19 protein-coding genes and 2 pseudogenes are annotated in these 18,884 nt (G+C 39.9%); 12 read left to right on the top strand and 9 right to left on the bottom strand.

The features are described 5' to 3' along the window. The first annotated feature begins 31 nt into the window (after window positions 1-31). From H6G08_RS28990 to H6G08_RS28935, 12 genes and pseudogenes are all read left to right on the top strand, one after another. Entirely contained in the window at window positions 32-973 is a 942-nt protein-coding gene (locus H6G08_RS28990) for a condensation domain-containing protein (protein WP_190549410.1), read from the top strand. Beyond that, a pseudogene (locus tag H6G08_RS28985) lies at window positions 940-2,994 on the top strand (AMP-binding protein); the annotation flags it as partial. The gene H6G08_RS28990 and the pseudogene H6G08_RS28985, both read left to right, overlap by 34 nt. 140 nt (window positions 2,995-3,134) lie before the next feature. Continuing rightward, window positions 3,135-3,671, top strand: coding sequence for an O-antigen ligase family protein (locus H6G08_RS28980; protein WP_190549406.1), 537 nt, complete (start codon window positions 3,135-3,137; stop codon window positions 3,669-3,671). Beyond that, a complete protein-coding gene (locus tag H6G08_RS28975; RefSeq protein ID WP_190549404.1) occupies window positions 3,656-4,060 on the top strand; it encodes a polysaccharide deacetylase family protein in 405 nt (134 codons plus the stop codon). Before H6G08_RS28980 ends, H6G08_RS28975 begins: the two co-directional genes overlap by 16 nt. Before the next feature lie 16 nt (window positions 4,061-4,076). Next, window positions 4,077-4,619: a glycosyltransferase family 4 protein gene (locus tag H6G08_RS28970; RefSeq protein ID WP_190549402.1), complete on the top strand. Its 543-nt coding sequence runs from the start codon at window positions 4,077-4,079 to the stop codon at window positions 4,617-4,619. 36 nt (window positions 4,620-4,655) lie between these two features. Then, the gene (locus H6G08_RS28965; RefSeq protein ID WP_190549400.1) at window positions 4,656-5,243 is read left to right on the top strand and encodes a glycosyltransferase family 4 protein; all 588 of its coding nucleotides are present in this window, start codon (window positions 4,656-4,658) and stop codon (window positions 5,241-5,243) included. A 276-nt stretch (window positions 5,244-5,519) separates the two neighbouring features. Beyond that, window positions 5,520-6,023 carry a hypothetical protein gene (locus H6G08_RS28960; RefSeq protein WP_190549398.1) on the top strand — a complete coding sequence of 168 codons (504 nt, stop codon included), beginning with the start codon at window positions 5,520-5,522 and terminating at the stop codon, window positions 6,021-6,023. A 141-nt stretch (window positions 6,024-6,164) separates the two neighbouring features. Continuing rightward, window positions 6,165-7,166 carry a UDP-glucose 4-epimerase GalE gene (galE, locus tag H6G08_RS28955; protein WP_190549396.1) on the top strand — a complete coding sequence of 334 codons (1,002 nt, stop codon included), beginning with the start codon at window positions 6,165-6,167 and terminating at the stop codon, window positions 7,164-7,166. 5 nt (window positions 7,167-7,171) lie between these two features. Then, window positions 7,172-7,519, top strand: a complete 348-nt coding sequence (locus H6G08_RS28950; protein ID WP_190549395.1) for a hypothetical protein — start codon at window positions 7,172-7,174, stop codon at window positions 7,517-7,519. A 132-nt stretch (window positions 7,520-7,651) separates the two neighbouring features. Next, window positions 7,652-7,972: a DegT/DnrJ/EryC1/StrS family aminotransferase gene (locus H6G08_RS28945; RefSeq protein ID WP_277877865.1), complete on the top strand. Its 321-nt coding sequence runs from the start codon at window positions 7,652-7,654 to the stop codon at window positions 7,970-7,972. Between the two features lie 68 nt (window positions 7,973-8,040). After that, window positions 8,041-8,736: a GNVR domain-containing protein gene (locus tag H6G08_RS28940; protein WP_190549393.1), complete on the top strand. Its 696-nt coding sequence runs from the start codon at window positions 8,041-8,043 to the stop codon at window positions 8,734-8,736. 124 nt (window positions 8,737-8,860) lie between these two features. After that, window positions 8,861-9,421 (top strand): annotated as a pseudogene (locus H6G08_RS28935) (tyrosine-protein kinase family protein); the annotation flags it as partial. A 128-nt stretch (window positions 9,422-9,549) separates the two neighbouring features. Here H6G08_RS28935 and hypB read toward each other — a convergent pair. From hypB to H6G08_RS28890, 9 genes are all read right to left on the bottom strand, one after another. Further along, on the bottom strand, window positions 9,550-10,419 hold the full coding sequence (gene hypB / locus H6G08_RS28930; RefSeq protein ID WP_190549391.1) for a hydrogenase nickel incorporation protein HypB: 870 nt from the start codon (window positions 10,417-10,419) through the stop codon (window positions 9,550-9,552). After that, window positions 10,410-10,751 carry a hydrogenase maturation nickel metallochaperone HypA gene (gene hypA, locus H6G08_RS28925; RefSeq protein ID WP_190549389.1) on the bottom strand — a complete coding sequence of 114 codons (342 nt, stop codon included), beginning with the start codon at window positions 10,749-10,751 and terminating at the stop codon, window positions 10,410-10,412. Before hypA ends, hypB begins: the two co-directional genes overlap by 10 nt. Window positions 10,752-11,098: 347 nt before the next feature. After that, entirely contained in the window at window positions 11,099-12,202 is a 1,104-nt protein-coding gene (gene hypE / locus H6G08_RS28920) for a hydrogenase expression/formation protein HypE (protein WP_190549387.1), read from the bottom strand. Between the two features lie 109 nt (window positions 12,203-12,311). Beyond that, a complete protein-coding gene (locus H6G08_RS28915) occupies window positions 12,312-12,725 on the bottom strand; it encodes a hypothetical protein (protein ID WP_190549385.1) in 414 nt (137 codons plus the stop codon). A gap of 62 nt (window positions 12,726-12,787) precedes the next feature. Continuing rightward, window positions 12,788-13,003, bottom strand: coding sequence for a tautomerase family protein (locus H6G08_RS28910; RefSeq protein WP_096594867.1), 216 nt, complete (start codon window positions 13,001-13,003; stop codon window positions 12,788-12,790). 33 nt (window positions 13,004-13,036) lie between these two features. Next, complete coding sequence (gene hypD / locus H6G08_RS28905) at window positions 13,037-14,221, bottom strand: hydrogenase formation protein HypD (protein ID WP_190549384.1); 1,185 nt, start codon at window positions 14,219-14,221, stop codon at window positions 13,037-13,039. 199 nt (window positions 14,222-14,420) lie between these two features. Next, the gene (locus H6G08_RS28900) at window positions 14,421-14,666 is read right to left on the bottom strand and encodes a HypC/HybG/HupF family hydrogenase formation chaperone (RefSeq protein ID WP_190549382.1); all 246 of its coding nucleotides are present in this window, start codon (window positions 14,664-14,666) and stop codon (window positions 14,421-14,423) included. A 65-nt stretch (window positions 14,667-14,731) separates the two neighbouring features. Next, window positions 14,732-17,143, bottom strand: coding sequence for a carbamoyltransferase HypF (gene hypF / locus H6G08_RS28895; protein WP_190549380.1), 2,412 nt, complete (start codon window positions 17,141-17,143; stop codon window positions 14,732-14,734). Then, the gene (locus H6G08_RS28890) at window positions 17,133-18,350 is read right to left on the bottom strand and encodes an NHL repeat-containing protein (protein WP_242046315.1); all 1,218 of its coding nucleotides are present in this window, start codon (window positions 18,348-18,350) and stop codon (window positions 17,133-17,135) included. Before H6G08_RS28890 ends, hypF begins: the two co-directional genes overlap by 11 nt. Window positions 18,351-18,884: the final 534 nt, after the last annotated feature.

The following is an 18,884-nucleotide window of genomic DNA, read 5'->3' as shown; positions in this document are numbered from 1 at the left end:
TCAAAATATTACTTAGCAACCAAATACAGTCATGAATATTACTGAATCCCTAAGTATCATTCAAGAATTACTAGATCGGCAACTCAACTACTGGAAACAGCAACTAGCAGGCGCAAACCCTTTATTAGAATTACCCACAGATCGCCCCCGTCTAGCAGTGCAGACTTACCAAAGTAAAAATCAGTCGTTTATTTTGCCATCAAGCTTGAGTGATGGGTTGGTCAAGCTTTGTCATCAAGATGAAGTAACATTATACACACGCTTGTTGGCAGCATTTGTGACTTTACTTTATCGTTATAGTAAACAAGAAGATATTATTATTGGCTCGGCTATTGGGGAAAAAAATCAAGTAGCGCTCCGCACTAATTTATCAGGAAATCCCAGTTTTCAAGAATTATTGACAAGGGTAAACTCTGTCGTCTCAGATGCACATAAACATCAAGATTTACCCTTAGAGAAGTTATTAGCAGAATTATACCCAGAGCGATCGCTTAGTTATCATCCCTTATTTCAAGTATTGTTTAGGCTGGAAAATGCTACAGAAGAAAGCACAGCACATACAGCAATATTTGACTTAACTTTGTCAATGTCCGAAAAAGACGGGGTAATTAGTGGTACGTGGAACTACAGCACAGATTTATTTGATGACGCCACCATTACCCGGATGATGGGACATTACCAAACATTACTTGCAGGTGCGATCGCTAATTTCAAACAACCAATTTCTCAATTACCTTTGCTCACAGTTGAAGAAACACAGCAGTTACTAGCGCAAGGAAATAATAGCTTCAGTGAATATCCTGAAGATAAAAAACTCCACCCACAAGGGGATGGAGTTTTTGGGCATGGGGAAGAAATCACCAATGCCCAATGCCCCAAGCGGCGGGGCGGCTGTCCCTCTCCACCCACAAGGGGATGGAGTTTCCCGCCGCTTTCAATAAATGTATTCATCAGTTATTTGAGGCACAGGTAAGCAAAACACCAGACGACATAGCAATAGTCTTTGAAAACCAGCAGTTAACCTACCAACAACTCAACAACAAAGCCAATCAACTAGCGCATCATTTAAAAACCCTGGGAGTGCAACCAGATACCCTAGTGGGAATTTATGTTGAACGCTCCCTAGAAATGGTAGTCGGATTATTAGGCATACTCAAAGCAGGTGGCGCTTATGTACCCCTAGATCCCGCCTATCCCCAAGAGCGAATCGCCTTGATGCTGGAAGATTCCCAAGCACCAGTCATTGTCACTCAAAGCCACTTGCAAGCAGGATTACCAGAAACATCTGCTCAAGTGGTTTGTTTAGATAGGGATTGGCAAATCATCAACCAAGAATCACCCAGTAATTTAGCTGTCTCCAGTCAACCAGAGAATTTAGCTTACACCATCTATACTTCTGGTTCCACAGGTAAACCTAAAGGGGTACAAATCATTCAGCAAGCGGTGGTCAATTTTTTAACATCGATGCAGCATCAGCCAGGAATTACCGCCAAAGATGTGTTACTGGCTGTGACCACCATTTCCTTTGATATTGCTGTTCTTGAGCTATTTCTACCCATCACCGTGGGGGCAAAAGTGGTGATAGTTAGCCGACAAACCGCAGCAGATCCCATCGAGTTAATGCAGGCGATGGCTACGCCAACGTCTGCGACGAACGCACAATCACAAGCAACGATTATGCAAGCTACCCCTGCAACTTGGCGAATGCTGTTAACCGCAGGTTGGGAAGGTAAACCAGACTTAAAAATTCTCTGTGGTGGGGAAGCTATACCCCGCAGCTTGGCGAATCAACTCCTCGCAAGAACTGCGGCGCTGTGGAATATGTACGGGCCGACAGAAACGACGATTTGGTCAACGGTTAAGAACCACAATTTCGCCCCATTATCCTTTGCGCAAGAGCCACTGTGGTTATTAGAGCAACTAGAACCGCATACCTCAGTTTACAACTTACCGTATGCAGTCCGTTTGCAAGGGGAATTAAATATACCAGTACTGCAACAAGCCCTAGATGCGATCGCCGTACATCATGAAGCAGTACGTACCAACTTTATTGCCGAAAATGGTGTTCCCAGACAAGTAATTAACCCGCCACAGCCAGTAGGAGTCACAGAAAACTTCTTCGAGTTAGGAGGACATTCATTACTAGCAGTGCGCTTGATGGCACAAATCGAAAAAGTCTGCCAACAAAAACTGCCATTAGCGGCGATGTTCCCCACACCAACTATTGAGCAGTTAGCCACAACCTTACGCCAAAAAGGACAGTCATCACCCTGGTATTCTATTGTACCAGTGCAACCAAAAGGATCGCGATCGCCTTTATTTGGTATCCACAGTACGCGCTATCATGCCTTAGCTAATTATCTGGGAACAGAACAACCGATTTATGCGTTGCGCTATGGTCTAGCAGTGGAAAATGGCGAAAATATGCCAACTCTCCCCGAAAAAATGGAAGATTTAGCCGCCCATTACATCCAAGAAATGCGCATCATCCAGCCCCAAGGCCCTTATTATCTCATGGGCTTATGTATTGAAAGCATCATCGCCTTCGAGATGGCGCAACAATTAACAGCCCAAGGCGAAAAAGTCGCTATGCTAGCGCTATTCGATCCGACTATTGAAGAAGGCGCAAAACCCCTATCTTGGCAAAATAAACTTTTGAATATCCTTAAAATTGGGACTGGGGAAGTAATCCAAAGAGCCAAGAAAAGCTTGGTCAAAAAAATGATTGCTCGCAACAACAAACAAGCAGTAAATAAAGCACAAGTAAAATATAAAGATTATGTCCTCAAACCTTATCAAGGGAAAGCATTTATTTTTAAGCCAGTCGATCGTATTTCTTTAACCTATGATTACGAACCCGATTTAGGCTGGGGTAAATTAATCAATGGGGGCTTAGAAATCCATGAAATTCCTGGCGTTCATACTGATATCTTCCAAGAGCCAAACGTACAAGTAGTAGCAGAGAAATTAAAAGAATGTTTGGGTAAAATTTAGGCAGAATAATTCCCATAGTCACAGATGTAATGAATACTGAATATTAGAGATAAATAGCAATATTCAGTATTCATTTAAATAGCAATATTCAGTATTCATTTAATAATTTTTTGGTAAAATTATCAGGGACAATCAATTCAATGTTGGAAATTACATACAGACAAGAACAATCAGCAACTTTAAAACTTGTCGCCCAGTTATGCCAAGCATTAGAAAATGCTGGCATCAATTATTTTTCTGGAGTCGTATTTAGTTTACCTTTTTTTGTACCAGAAACACTATTTTCGCGTTTACAAAGTACTGGTAGTGAAATCACATCAGGTGACCTTAATGGTAGATTAATTATCTGGCGAGAAGGCTTGGCTTCTTTCTTAAAACATCCATTTTTAGGTGTAGGCTTAGGTGCAATTCGCACAACTAATAGTTTAGGTAAAGTAGCCCATAATTCTTTTATTTCTGTGTTAGTAGAAGTAGGTGCAATTGGCTTATTGCTATTTTTAGCTATCTTTTTGTTGGTTTGTTATTTAGCATCGCGTCAACCAAAAGTTCACTCAATGTTTTGGCTAACTTTACTGATAATTTGGACGATAGGCGCTTCCACTTTAACTTGGGAATGTTTTACTGGGATGTTCCGAAAATTTCTCATAATCATGAACAAAGTTTGTATAAATTGCTGACATGGGAACAAGTACAAGAAATGCTAGATTATGGGATTGAATTTGGTTCCCACACCTGTACCCATCCGGAATTACCGAGTTTATCGCGGGAGCAATGTATCGAAGAAATCACTCGTTCGCGTCAGGATTTAGAGGCGAAATTGAGACGAGAAGTTGTATCTTTTTGCTACCCGCGCGGAAAACTGAATCCAGAAGTGATTCAACTAGTTGAACAAGCTGGTTATCGCGGTGCTGTTGTTACACCTAAACGTTCGCGAATTCCTTTAAATCCTTACACCCTGAGACGAGTTGGTATTTATCAACAAACTACACCATCAGTTTTTCGGCTGAAACTCACGCCTTTGATGAGAAAAAATTACGAACGTTTTAAATGGCTACTTGGTGCTTAGGTAAAAAATTTAGATTATGAATCAGAACAATAAACCCCTGAATATATTGCATATTATTATTTCGGTAACTGACACCAATAGTCAATTTAATGATCATTCTCTACCGATGATGGATAAACGCAATATCGCTATTTGTACTTACTATAAATCAGCGAAAAAAATCCCCTCAGAAATTACTAATTTTGAAGGCGATAATACTTTGATTGGCTTCTTTCGCGCCCTCAAAAAAGCTCTTAATCACCAAAAATATGATGCGATTCATGCCCATGCAGTACCGACTGGCATATTATTGCTGTTAGGGATGATTATTTTTGGTAAATATCACCAGTTGATTGACGCAACTGTCTATACAATTCACACTTCTTACCCCAATTTAAAACCCAGAAATCGTCTGTTGATTATTGCCATATTTGCTACTTTTAGCAAGCTGGTACCTTGTAGTTATGCTTCTTTTACTAGCTTGCCAAAATTTCTCCAAAAGTTAGGTAGTAAAAAGTTACAGATTGTGCAAAATGGGGTGGATTTATCCAGAATTAATCGCGTTTTAGTAAATCGTTAAATTACGCCCAAAAATGATGATTTACATCAAGATTTTATGGTTATATCTATTGGGAGATTAATCAAAGTCAAAAATCCGCTATGTCTTTTGAGTATCTTTGAAAAAATTAGCGATCGCACTATTCACCTACTACTAATAGGTGACGGCGCGATGAAATCTACCTTCATCGCCGAAATGACAAATCGTCAGTTAGAAAATCGCATCAAAATGACTGGATTAATTGCACGAGAAGCGGTATATCAGCATTTAGCAAATGCCGATTTATTTGTCTCTACCTCTTGGTTAGAAGGACTTCCCGTAGCAGTTTTAGAAGCAATTAGTTGTGGCTGTCCCGTAATTTTATCGGATATCCCACCACACCGAGAAATTGCTGATGGAGTCGATTTTATTCCTTTAATTCATCCTGACGATGTAGTAGGATTTGCTGAAGAAATAATGCGATTTCATCAAATGTCCGCCTCTCAAAGAGCAGAAATTGGTCAAAAATGTAAACAATTAGTAGAAGAAAGGTTCAGCTTAACCGCCATGCATAAAAAATATGAAGCAGTTTATCGCCACAATTATCAGCAAGCTCATCAAACAGAGAAAACACCGCATAAATTCTCAATAACTATCGACAAATGACCAATGACAAATGACCAATGACAAAATATCATGCAAATTGAATTAATTGGCTGTACAAGCGCAGGGAAATCCACCTGAATTAAGCATTTACTACAAATTTGTCAACAACAGGGCGTTGCAGCTGTTACAGGCGATGAATTTGTCTTGCAAAAATTTCGACTAAATTGGATTAAAAGCTATTTCTGGCAAAGATTTATTGTAGACTTGCTAGCATTATTGGCTTGTTGCCTTAAGCTTTACAATAACTTTAAAATATATCTATTTGCTAGCAAAATTATGATCGCTTTACCTGGTAAAATAAAGCTAGTACAAAAAATCGCGATCGCCAGGAATGTGCTGAGAAACCTGGGAGTTTATGAAATCATCCAAAATCTCAGTTCTCCACAAGAAATTATCTTCTTAGATGAAGGGACATTACATATAGCCCATTACCTCTTTGTTCATGTTTCTGTGGCACCTAATCACCAAGATTTAGCAACCTTTGCTAAATTAATTCCTGTGCCAGATGTGGCGATTTATCTTCAGCAGCAAGAAGCTATATTAATTGAGAGAACTTTAGCTAGGGGACATAAACGCATTCCCAATATTTCCTATCCGCAAGTAGAGCGGTTTATTAAATTTGCTGTATCTACTTTTGAGGAAATAGTCAAATTTTCTAATGTTAAAAATAATGTAGTAATAGTAGATTGCGATCGCAAAATTCACACATTGCAAGATAATCAAAATAATTCATCACTGCTGTTAGCGAGGGGACTACTAGAACAAGGGACTAGGGGCTAGGGGCTAGAGGCTAGGAGGACGAGGAGGAGAAGGGGGAAAAACAAATGACAAATGACAATTGTACAGACGCGATTAATCGCGTCTCTGACAAATGACTATTTAGATTATTAGGTTGCATTTAATTAATCGGGGTGAAAATCTATGACACATCAAATTCTCGTCACTGGGGGAGCGGGTTATATCGGTTCCCATGTAGTGCGCCAGCTAGGAGAAGCAGGGTATGACGTAGTAGTTTATGATAACTGCTCTACAGGTGTTGCTATTGCGGTGCTGTCGGGAAAATTGGTAGTCGGAGATTTAGCAGATATTGAGAGTTTGTACCGCACTTTTGCTAAAAATAAATTTGCAGCAGTTTTACATTTTGCTGCTAGTACAGTGGTTGCTGAATCTGTCGCCCAGCCCTTAGATTATTATGCAAATAATACTCGCAATACTTTAAATTTATTGCGTTGTTGCCAAACTTTTGGAGTCAAAAAATTAGTATTTTCTAGTACCGCAGCTGTATATGGCAGTCCGGAAGAAAGTCCAGTATCAGAATCATTTCCCACTATCCCCATTAATCCCTATGGACGCTCGAAATTAATGAGTGAGTGGATGATTCAAGATTATGGATTAGCTTCAGAATTACAATATATAATTTTACGCTATTTCAATGTAGCTGGTGCCGATCCAGCAATGCGGATTGGTCAATTTACTCCCAATGCAACACATTTAATTAAAGTAGCTTGTGAAGCAGCTTTAGGTAAACGACCCTCGTTGAGTATCTTTGGTACCGATTTTCCCACAGCTGATGGCACGGGCATTCGCGATTATATCCATGTAGAAGATTTAGCAACGGCGCACATAGATGCATTGCGGTATTTACAAACAGGGGGTAAGAGTCGGGTACTGAATTGCGGTTATGGACATGGTTACAGCGTGCGCCAAGTCATAGCCAAGGTGAAGGAATTTTCGGGAGTGGATTTCCCGGTAATTGAAGCACCAAGACGCTTGGGAGATCCAGCTTGTGTGGTAGCTGCATCAGATGAGATTCGTAAACTGTTGGGATGGAAGCCGCAATACGATCGCCTGGATGAAATTGTAGAGACAGCTTTGGAATGGGAGAAGAAGCTAAATCACACAAAATCAAGCTTCAAGGAGTAAACAAGATGAATTCATTACCAAAAGTCGCTATTTTGGGCGGCCCCGATGTAGATGCGCGAATAGAGTTAATGGATTTGCTCAAAACAGACTTCCAGGTGAGTGCGATTGGTTCTGAACCCCTACTACAAGAGAAATTCTCTCAAGCTGGTTTTGCATATAACCTCCCCATTGTTGTGGGTGGTTATCCCCAGATAGCAAAGGGTAGTGCATGTAGCGATCGCGATCGCGATGGGATGCCAGATGAATGGGAACTCAAACATGGTTTTAACCCCGATAATCCCTTGGATGGTTCCCAAGATGCAGATGCAGATGGATATACCAACGTTGAAAAATATTTAAATGGCAACAGTTGAAGAGGCAAGGGGGCAGGGAGCAGGGAGCAGGGGGACAAGGGAGACAAGGGGGACAAGGAGGACAAAATCAATTCACGCATTCACGCATTCACGCATTCAGAAATATTTTTGACTTTTGACTTTTGACTTTTTATGCCCCATGCCCCATTAACAAATTTAACATCCTTATTTATGACAGAATTCCTTCCTTTTGCTTTACCCACTATTGGTGAAGAAGAAATTGCCGAAGTTTTAGATTCTTTAAAGTCTGGTTGGCTAACTACCGGGCCGAAAACTAAACGTTTTGAACAAGATTTTGCGGAATTTATTGGTAATAATGTCGAAGCGATCGCGGTGAATTCGGCAACATCAGGATTGCACTTAGCGCTGGAAGCTTTAGGTGTGGGTGTTGGCGATGAAGTAATTACTACAACCTATACTTTTACAGCCACAGCCGAAGTAAGCAGTTACTAAAAGGGCGAGTAAAACAGGTTTCTGGAAGTTCGCCAGTAACAGGAAATGGCAATTTACAACTAGGGCAAATGAAACAACAATTAACTACCAAGCTAGTAGAATTAGAATCTACTCGGCAAGGTTTAGTTAGTGAATTAGCTTCTGCATTTAATTATGAAAATAACTATAAACAAAGACTCACTAAAATTCCTCGCTTAGAACAACAAGAACGCCAGTTAGAAGGAAAAGTCCGCGCCTCCCAATCTACTTATGCATTGTTGCTGCAAAAATTACAAGAAAGCCGCATAGCCGAAAATCAAACAGTAGGTAATGCTAGCAAAATATCCGAAGCAATTGTACCGCGATCGCCTGTTTCTTCGGTTTTAATTTATTACCTGAGTGGCGGTTTAATTGGTGTTTTTCTGGCTTTAGCAACTATGTATATTTTAGAAGTTCGCGATAAGACTATTAAGACATTTGATGAAGCCAAAGACTTATTAGGCTTGACTGTATTGGGTGTAATTCCCACATTTAATAAATCTAAAAAGTACATTCGCGGCGAAGAATCATTAGAATTTCCTGTATCTAGTCTAGTAGTCAGAGATATCCCGCGATCGCCAATTAGCGAAGCCTTCCGAATGCTCAGAGCTAACTTAAAATTCATGAGCGCTGATAAGGAATTAAAAGTTATTGTGATTACCAGTTCCGTACCCGGAGAAGGTAAGTCAACAATCGCTGCTAATTTGGGAGCATCCCAAATGTGCAAAAACGCCCTCACCCTATAAGGGTGGGGCTACAAATACGAAGCCTGCCTTCGCAGGCTAAAAGTTTGATAGCCTGCGAAGGCAGGCTTTGTTGGTATAGCAATACCCTTCTAGGGTATTGCGTCAAAATTGGGATGCTCCCGCTAATTTAGCTTTAGCAATGGCGCAAATGGAGCGTCAAGTATTATTAGTAGATGCCGATTTACACCAACCAATACAACATCAAATTTGGGAATTAACCAATAGCCAAGGACTAAGTAATTTAATTGTCGGACAGTCAGAAATTAATCATGCCGTCAAAAAAGTCATGGCTAATTTAGATGTTTTGACTGCTGGTGTTGTACCTCCTTCCCCAGCCTCATTGTTAGACTCAAAACGCATGGCTTCTTTAATCCAAAATTTTGGTTCTAGCTATGATTTTGTGATTATTGACGCGCCATCTTTAAACGTTGCAGCCGATGCAGCGACTTTAGGACAAATGGCTGATGGTGTTTTATTAGTAGTTCGTCCAGGCGTAGTTGATTCTGTCAATGCTGCGGTGGCTGCGGAGATTTTAGAAAAATCCGGACAGAACGTTTTGGGGCAAGTTATTAATGCAGTTATGCCTCAAAATGAAAGCCATAGTTACTACTATTTTACCAACAAGGAAAGCGACTTTCAAGAACATGCTGTTGCTAGTCAAAACTCACAAGTTGATAGGTTTTAAAAATGGGTGAAGAAAGAGCTATTTAAGTAGGTTAGCGTCATGTGTCATTATATACTTGGCAGATTTTGTTGATGAGGAGAAAGCGATCGCACTTTTGTGGGATAGTTCAGTATCAAGAAAATTTGACTTTAAGTCACAAGAGCTTGCAAACCTCCAACCTTTTGCGATAGCCAAGCATACCAAATATCTAAGCCTGCGCCTGTAGTCGATGAAACTTGAAAAATTTCAATTTCTGGATTAACTTGGCGTGCATATTCTATGCATTTTTGCACGTTAAATTGCACGTAAGGTAGCAAATCAATTTTCGTGAGAATCATCACCTGACTAGCACGAAACATGTGAGGATATTTGATAGGCTTATCTTCTCCTTCCGTTACAGAAAGAATTACAACTTTCGCCTGTTCTCCCAAATCAAATAAAGCGGGACAAACTAAGTTACCCACATTCTCAATCATCACCACTGAATTTAATGGCGGGTTGAGTTGTTGTAAACCTCTTTCAATCATTGATGCATCTAAATGACAGCCTGTACCCGTGTTAATTTGCACAACTTTACAGCCTGTCTCTTGAATTTTTTTGGCATCATTTGTTGTTTCTTGATCGCCTTCAATGACACTAATAGATAATTTTGGCTGTAAATCGTGAATGGTGCGCGTTAATAATGTAGTTTTCCCCGAACCGGGAGAACTCATTAAATTTAAAGCCAGGATATTTCGCCCTTTAAACCAGCCGCGATTTTGGGCAGCAAGTAAATTATTTTTTGTTAAAATCTCTTGTTCTAAGGATATAGTTGTACCATGCATTTTTGCATGAATTTCTGATGCTTCTGCGTGGGTATTATGATTGTGAGTGTGAGTAACTACAGTTCCATCCGGTAAGGTGTGAGTATGAGTATGCTCGTGATTATGGTGATGATGATGTTGTTGTTCAACTTCACCAGTCGCTAAATTCGTAACTTTGCTTTCTCCATCTTCAGAACAGCCGCAGGTTACACACATACTTCCTCTATTTCAATTTCTTTAATTTTCAGTTCTTCACCGGTGATTAAATCTAATTGCACGCTACCACATTGACAAACGCCAAAAGGTTTTTCTAAAGGTATTTTTGCACCACATTGACGACATTCTGCCAAACCAGGAATTTCTAAAATTTCTAATTTCGCCCCTGCTAAAACTGTACCTTGAGCGCAAATATCAAAACAAAAGCGAATAGCATCAGGCATAATAGCTGATAACTTGCCAATTTCTAATAATACTCGGTTGACTTTCTTGCCATTGGCATGTTCTTGAACAATCGCTACAATATTTTGCGTAATTCCTAGTTCGTGCATAAGTTTTGATGAGAAGGCAGAGGGAAGGAGGCAGAGGGCAGAATGAATGAGGTTTTTAAATTCATCCAGTTAGGATAAGCATTGATTTATTCTATTTCTTCTTCTCTCTGCGTCCTTGGCGTCTTGGCGGTTCATTTCAATAAAACTTTTTAGATTTCTTTACAGCATCTTCCTGTAAATAGACCACGCTGTAGGGGCACGGCACCGATAATCTTTTGGTACATACAATAATCTTACTGATGCCGTGCCCCTACTACGACAGATGTGGTTCAAATAGGTGAAAACTGCTGTAATTTCCATTTCATGCTTATCTTTTTGGAAATTATCTCCTGATTAAATATTAAACATTAACAAATGCGTGGTAATTGATCGCCAACTAACATATCAACAATTCTTTCAGCATTAAATACAGTTTTTAATAAAACTACCCCTGGTGGTGAAGCTGATACTTCCGCAATAATTGCTGCATCTTTTCCAGCAGGGTGAGATTTCATTGCTGATAAAACAGCCTCGGCAGATTTTTTTGGTACTACGACTACTAACTTACCTTCATTAGCTAAATATAAAGGATCTAAACCTAAAATTTCACAAACTCCTTTCACTTCTTCCCGTACAGGTATAGATTTTTCATCCAGGCGAATTCCTACATTAGAACTGAGGGCAAATTCATTTAACACTGTCGCTAAACCACCCCTGGTAGCATCGCGCATTGCATGAACTTCTGGACAAACTTTCAGGATATTGGCGACTAAATTGTGCAATGGTTGACAGTCACTTTCAATATCAGTATCTAAAGCTAGTTCACCCCTAGCAATTAAAATGGCTGCCCCATGATTGCCCAATTCACCATTAATAATTACTACATCTCCTGGTTGAACTTTTTGAGCAGAAATTTCAATTCCTTTAGGTATAACACCAATCCCAGCAGTGTTAATAAATAATTTATCAGCCGCACCCCGATGCACAACTTTGGTGTCACCGGTGACAATTTGAATATCAGCTTTTCTCGCAGCAGCTTGCATACTAGCAGCTACTCGGCGTAAGGTTTCTGTTGGTAATCCTTCTTCTAAAATTACACTACAGGTAAGATATAAAGGTTTAGCACCACTCACGGCTAAATCATTTACTGTACCGTTAACGGCTAATTCACCAATATCGCTACCAGGAAAAAATAGCGGATCTACAACATAGGAATCTGTAGTAAAAGCTAGTCTATCTCCTTGTGACATGAGATGGGCTAAATTAAAACTAGCTTGGTCTTCTAATTGAGAAAGAATGGGATTATCAAAACTTTTAACAAATATCTCATCAATTAAATCGCGCATGGCTTTACCACCGCTACCATGTGCGAGAGTAATATGAGTATCTCGTACTTTACCTTGGCGACGGCGAACTTTTTCTAGCTTTTGAAATAAGGGGTTTTGTTCGGATGTATTTGGTGATAAATCCATTGACTATTGACGGTTGACTGTTGACTGTTGACGGTTGACTGTTAACAACTGTACGGGCGGGTTCACAAATATTCTCACTGATCAACGATGATTTTCAATCAACCCGCCCCTACTGACTATTGACTGTTGACTCTTTGAGAAAAAGTTGCGACCAGGCAACAAAAATTAACAAAGGAATGGCGCTAACCGATTCTAATAAAATTAAGGTGTTCATTTTTAATGATAGATGCCACATTGGGGTAATAATGTATTGTCCTAAAGTTATTTGGCTCATAATAATATAGAGATAAAGGCAGAAATATGCTGATAAAAATGCCCTTTTAATATATAGATAATAACCTGCTATACATAAGGGTGTCATAACTAGCCAAAGTGAATGTGTAATTTGTGGTGTAAATAAAGATGTTTCTGGATATTCGTCAAAGAAAATAATATGATCGGTGTAATGCACAATGGAAACAAATATATTAATGGCTATTAAAACAAGTAACCAAATTTGGCGCTGATTATAGGTTGTATGCATAGAGATTCCCCGCAATTTTTTATCTGTGATTGATAAGGGCACAACAATGTTGTGCCCTTGATTTATCTACCTGATTCATCGTGTCTGCCACGATGCCTATCACATAGTAACTCACCATTTACAGCCCAGCTTTCTCGTTCAAATTCATCAATATGAATGGTAATCCATTCGGGCTTGGTATCTAGGGCTGCAACTAAAGCGTTAGTAATGGCTTCTACTAATCGCCGCTTTTTTTCAATTGAATGTCCTCTGGCAATTTTAACTGTAACAAATGGCATAAAATGTCTCCTCAAATATGTGGTTGAGATTAGCTATACCAAAGATGTACTACAGGATGGCAGAGGTTCTTGAGATAATGCTAGCTTTGGTTTTTCTGGCATTGTATTTTTGCCAATGGTAGAGAGTCTGCCATATTTATAATAGGCAGCGCAAGCACCTTCAGAAGATACCATACAAGTTCCGATTGGTGTTTCTGGAGTGCAAGCTGTACCAAATACTTTACATTGCCAAGGTTTTAATACTCCCTTAAGAATTTCTCCACATTTACAAGCTTTATGATCGGCAACTTTTATGTTAGGAATGGTAAATTTTAATTCAGCATCAAATTGAGCGTATTCTGGGCGAATTTGTAACCCAGATTCAGGAATATCACCTAAACCGCGCCACTCAAATTTTTCTCGCGCCATGAAAACTTTATTGATAGCAGCTAGGGCAGTTTGATTTCCGGCTGGTTGAACAATGCGATTATATTGATTCTCAACTTCGCAACGATTTTCTAATATTTGTTGCAATAACATCCAAATTGATTGGAGTATGTCTAAGGGTTCAAAACCAGAAACAACAATTGGCTTATGATATTGTTGAGGAATAAATTGATAAGGGTCAGTACCAATTACCATGCTGACATGACCTGGCCCAACAAATCCATCTAGTTGTAAGTCAGGATTATCTAGTAGTGCTTTTAAGGCGGGAATCACGAGAACGTGATTGCAAAACATACTAAAGTTAGATATGTTTTCCGCCGCAGCTTGAAGAATTGTCAAGGCGGTACTGGGGGCTGTGGTTTCAAAACCGAGTCCAAAAAATACTATTTCTTTGTCGGGGTTGTCTTTGGCGATTTGCAAACTATCTAGGGGCGAGTACACCATGCGAATATCTGCCCCTGTCGCTCTGGCTTGCAATAAGCTAGTATGAGAACCAGGAACGCGCATGGCATCGCCAAAGGTGGTGAAGATGACGTTATCATGTTCACAGATAGCGATCGCATCATCTATTCTCCCCTTTGGCATGACACATACCGGACAACCAGGCCCGTGTATTAATTCAATGCGATTTGGTAAAATCTCTTCAATCCCATACTTAAATATAGAATGGGTATGCCCGCCGCATACCTCCATGATTTTTATCGGTTTTTCTAGCTTTTGGCTTAATTTGGTAATTTCACGGCGTAAACCTTCAGCTTTTTCCGGTTCGCGGAATTCATCAACGTATTTCATATTGTGATGGTGTGAGGAAGGGTTTTTACAGAGGAGGCTTGATTATGAAAACGTTAAGGAAAAATAGTTGTCATTTGTCATTTGTCATTTGTTAGAGACGCGATGAACCCTTGTCTGTACAATTGTCATTTGTTATTGGTAAGGGTTGTGGTAGATTTGCTTGCTGGAAAATGGTTGGTTGCAATTATGACTGACTCAATTAGATATAGGTTGCTATTTCCTCTAACATTTTTAATGTTTCTGCGGCTTCTTGTTCGTTAATGCGATTCATAGCGAAGCCTACATGTACTAATACCCAATCACCTATACAAGCTTCTGGGGGATGTTGTTCGTCCACTATACAAGCTATGTTGACTTGGCGCTTCACACCACCTACATTGACTATCGCTAGTTTGTTATTATTGTCTGTGATTTCGACAATTTGACCGGGAATTCCTAAACACATTGGTATTTTCCTTGTTGGAGAGGGACTAACCACAGAGGCGCAGAAAATCTATCCAAAATATATAATTAAATAAGCGTGTTTTCTGTTAAATTATATGCGGCAAGAATGACCGCTTGTCCTAAAGATATACCTCCATCGTTGGGAGGAACTAAACTGTGAGTTAATACTTCTATTCCTAATGTTTGTAATCCCTGGGCGACTTGCTTCAATAAAAGAGTATTTTGAAATACGCCTCCTGTCAGGACTACTTGATGAATAAGATTTTCTTGAGATAGATGTTTAACCATTTCGATAATTGCTGTGGCTAAACTTCTATGAAATTTGGCAGCAATTATCCCTGGAGATATTTGCTGCTGTAAGTCTGTGAGCAAGGCAAGCCACATGGGGCTAGGGTCTATACAATAAATACTATCGAAAAAGGTAAAATTAAAAGGATAGTTTGGCTTTTCTTCAGGATTATTTAAGTTATGACTCTCGGCTAATGCTTCCATTGCGATCGCAGCTTGTCCTTCATCGCTACAATCTTCTCTAAAAATGCCAATCGCCGCCGCTACTGCATCAAACAATCTCCCGGCTGAGGATGCTAAGGGAGAGTTGATATTTTGCTCTATAAGCTGATTGAGTAACTTTAGCGGCTTTTGCTTGAAAAAATTTAATATTTCTAAATCGCTATATTTTTGTGTTAAATTTTGCCAATTATCTGCGGCTATGAGGTGGGCGTAGGTATTTCGCCAAGGCTGATAAATTGCTTGTTCTCCCCCAATCATCGCCACTGGTTTAAATCTTGCTAGGCGTTTAAATTGGCGATAATCTGCTAATAAAAATTCTCCGCCCCAAAATGTACCATCTTCGCCATAACCTAAGCCGTCTAAAGCAATACCTAAAACTGGCGGGGAATTCAGAGGAATCCCATTTTCCGCCATACAAGCTGCGATATGGGCGTGATGGTGTTGAATCGGATAAATTTTGATTTGGTTGGCGGTTGCTAATTCTTTACCCAATTTGCTAGAAAGATATTCTGGATGCTTATCTATGGCGATAGCTTGGGGTTGATGTTGAAATAAATTTAAGTATAAATTTAGAGTATCTTGATAAGTATTAAAAGCCGCAGCATTTTCTAAATCGCCTAAATGTTGCGAAAGAATCGCCTCGCCTTCTCGTAATAAGCAAAAGGTATTTTTTAACTCGCTACCCATTGCTAAAATTGGCGGGATATTTTCAAATCCAGGAGGTAATATAATTGGTGCTGGTGCATAACCTCTAGCGCGGCGAATTGTTTGCACTTTATCGCCGACAACACGCACTACTGAATCATCTACGCGATTGACAATCTCGCGATTATGTAGGAGAAAATAATCAGCAATTTTTCCTAATCTTTCTCTAGCTTCGCCATTATCAATACATTGTGGTTCATCGGATAAATTACCGCTAGTTAACACAATTGGGCGATTCATCCGCTTGAGAATTAAATGATGTAAGGGCGTATAAGGTAACATAAAACCAAGGCTATTTTGCCCTGGTGCAACTGAAGGCGCAATGCAATTTTGGATTTTAGATTTTGGATTTTGGATTGAAGATTGGTTTTGAGGAATTTCTCTCCTCTCCCTCACCTTTAACAAAACAATAGGCGCAGCCGGACTCGTGAGTAATTCTTTTTCTTTAGCGCTAATTATGCAATATTCGGCAATGATATCTATATCTCTTGCCATTAAAGCTAAAGGTTTATGATATCGCTGTTTACGCTGACGCAATTTTTGCACAGCAGCCTCTACAGTTGCGTCACAAGCTAAATGAATTCCCCCTAAACCTTTAATTGCAACTATCTCGCCTTTTTGTAATAAGGTACAAACTGCATCTACATCATCTAACATAGAGAACATAGAAGAGGTAATTGATTTACCATCAGTACGTTCTAACCAAGCTTGAGGCCCGCAATTATAGCAAGCTATAGGTTGGGCGTGAAAGCGGTGATTTTCTATGTCGTAGTATTCCTTCTCGCATTGGGGACACATGACAAATGCAGACATACTTGTATTGCTTCTGTCATAGGGAATGGCGCGAATAATACTTAATCTAGGGCCGCAATGGGTACAATTAGTGAAGGGATAACGGAAAAAGCGGCTAAAGGGGTCAAAAATTTCCTGTTGACATTGGGGACAGATAGCAGCGTCGGGGGAAATTTCTGTTTTTACTGTACCACTGACGCTATGCGCGATCGCAAAATCAGCAAATTCCCATTCACCTACATAAGAGGTTCTGATAATCTCCTGAATTCTCGCTAAAGGCGGACATTCTTGTTGTAATCTTTGAATAAATTCTGCTAAAGCTGCTTCACTTCCAACCGCGCGAATTAATACACCTTCTCCATCATTACAAACATCGCCCCGCAAACCGCAAGCTGTAGCAATACGGTACACAGTCGGGCGAAATCCCACACCCTGAACTGTACCGCGAATTCTAATTTTTTCACTCACCATAATTAAACCGCCACAGCAAAATTCGGTTGTTTCCAGAATCAGCTATTACCGCAGTTTTGCCACAAATTTTTATGCCGTAACACCAATTTAAACTGTCTCTTGTAGGCAAGCCAAAATCGCGATTTTCACCTTTATTTTGAAAATTTGTTTGTCCGGTAACTGCATCTGCTGCCACATCTTGCAGTGATAAAATTGACTCTGGTTTCTTCCATCCTAGCAAGCGCGAATTAGCTGTATCGGCAACTATTAACCAATCACCAGCCACATCTACACCATAAGGCATACTTAAACTAGCAGCAGAAGGAAAATAAACGCCTCGATTTAACTCGGTAAATTCAAAGTTTTTCTGTCCCAATACCACTGCACAAGGGGCATTATTTACTGTTGGTATTCCTTGCCAAATCATCACCCGGTTATTACCAGCATCAGCGACAACTAAATTGTCACCCCAAAAGGTAATATCGTGACACCAGCGCATACTAGAAGCTGTGGGAGAACCGCCGCCATTTTCATTCCGGGATACCATATCTGGTTGTCCCAAAACTAAATCGGCTGGTTGTCCATTTTCTGTTGGTAATTGCTGCCAAATTAACAGCCGCCGATTACCCGTATCGGCTACAAATAGTCGTCCTTGATGATAGCAAATACCATAAGGCCAATGCATTGTATTAGCTGCGGCTACTTGACTACCGCGATTTGGTTCGTTATCAGTAAAATTAGCTTGTCCTAATACCAAATCGGCAGGAACATGACTATCTTCTGGTAATTTATGCCAAATTAATACGCGATGATTCCAAGCATCTGCAACAGCTAATCCTGCACCACAAGCACAAATTCCTGTAGGTACGCTAAAAGTTGTTCTTCCTGGCGTACCTTTAGCATTTTGTCCTTCACGATTAAAATCTGGTTGTCCAATTACCCAGTCAGCACTTTGATTATCTTGAGTAGGTAAATTGCGCCATCCTAATAAGCGATGATGTCCTGTATCCGATACCCATAATGGCCCAGTTTCTGATAATAAACAAGCACCACGAGGGCCAAACATATTTTGGGAATTAGGCGCTAATGGAATCGCTAATTGTCCCGGTTCAAGAATATCACCTAAAATTACCTCGGCACCTGTCAAAGAAAAGGGTAATTTTGGGGCAATTTCTATTGATTCTGGCGGTAATGAAGATGAGGAATTCAGTCTGATGGATTTATGCATTAACCGCTTAGGGATGTGAATCTAATTCGTAATTCGTAATTCGTAATACCCTTCGGGAAGCCGCTTCGCGTCTACGTAATTCGTAATTTAGATTGTCTGATTCTCCCGCTATTTTGTATAATTAGCGGTTGAGAATTAGTTAGAGTTTAAATACTCAACTAATTCCATTACTAATTATTTTAAAGCTCTTGATGTGCTTATTTGTGTATTGGTAGTTGCAATTTAGGAATTGGACATGGGGCATGGGGCATTGGTTATTTGTCCTCCTTCTCTTTTCTACATGGCGATGAAAATTTTTTCATCGAGACTACTGGTATGACGCATTAAATATGATTGCTAAAAAACGAACCGCGAAGACGCGAAGTACGCAAAGGAAGAGAAAATAAGAAGAAACTTACCCCTCAGAATTAACGCGATGAACCACTACTGGTCTGTCCCATTAATTTTGCTGGGTTGCACTAGCTCATGATTAAATAGTAATCTAGGTGCAAACGTACCCACAAACTCACAGGCGATCGCTTGCAAGGAAAAAGG

The organism is Calothrix anomala FACHB-343, from assembly GCF_014696435.1.
GTDB classification, from domain to species: domain Bacteria; phylum Cyanobacteriota; class Cyanobacteriia; order Cyanobacteriales; family Nostocaceae; genus Aulosira; species Aulosira anomala_A.
This window is presented reverse-complemented; position numbering and strand designations above follow the sequence as displayed.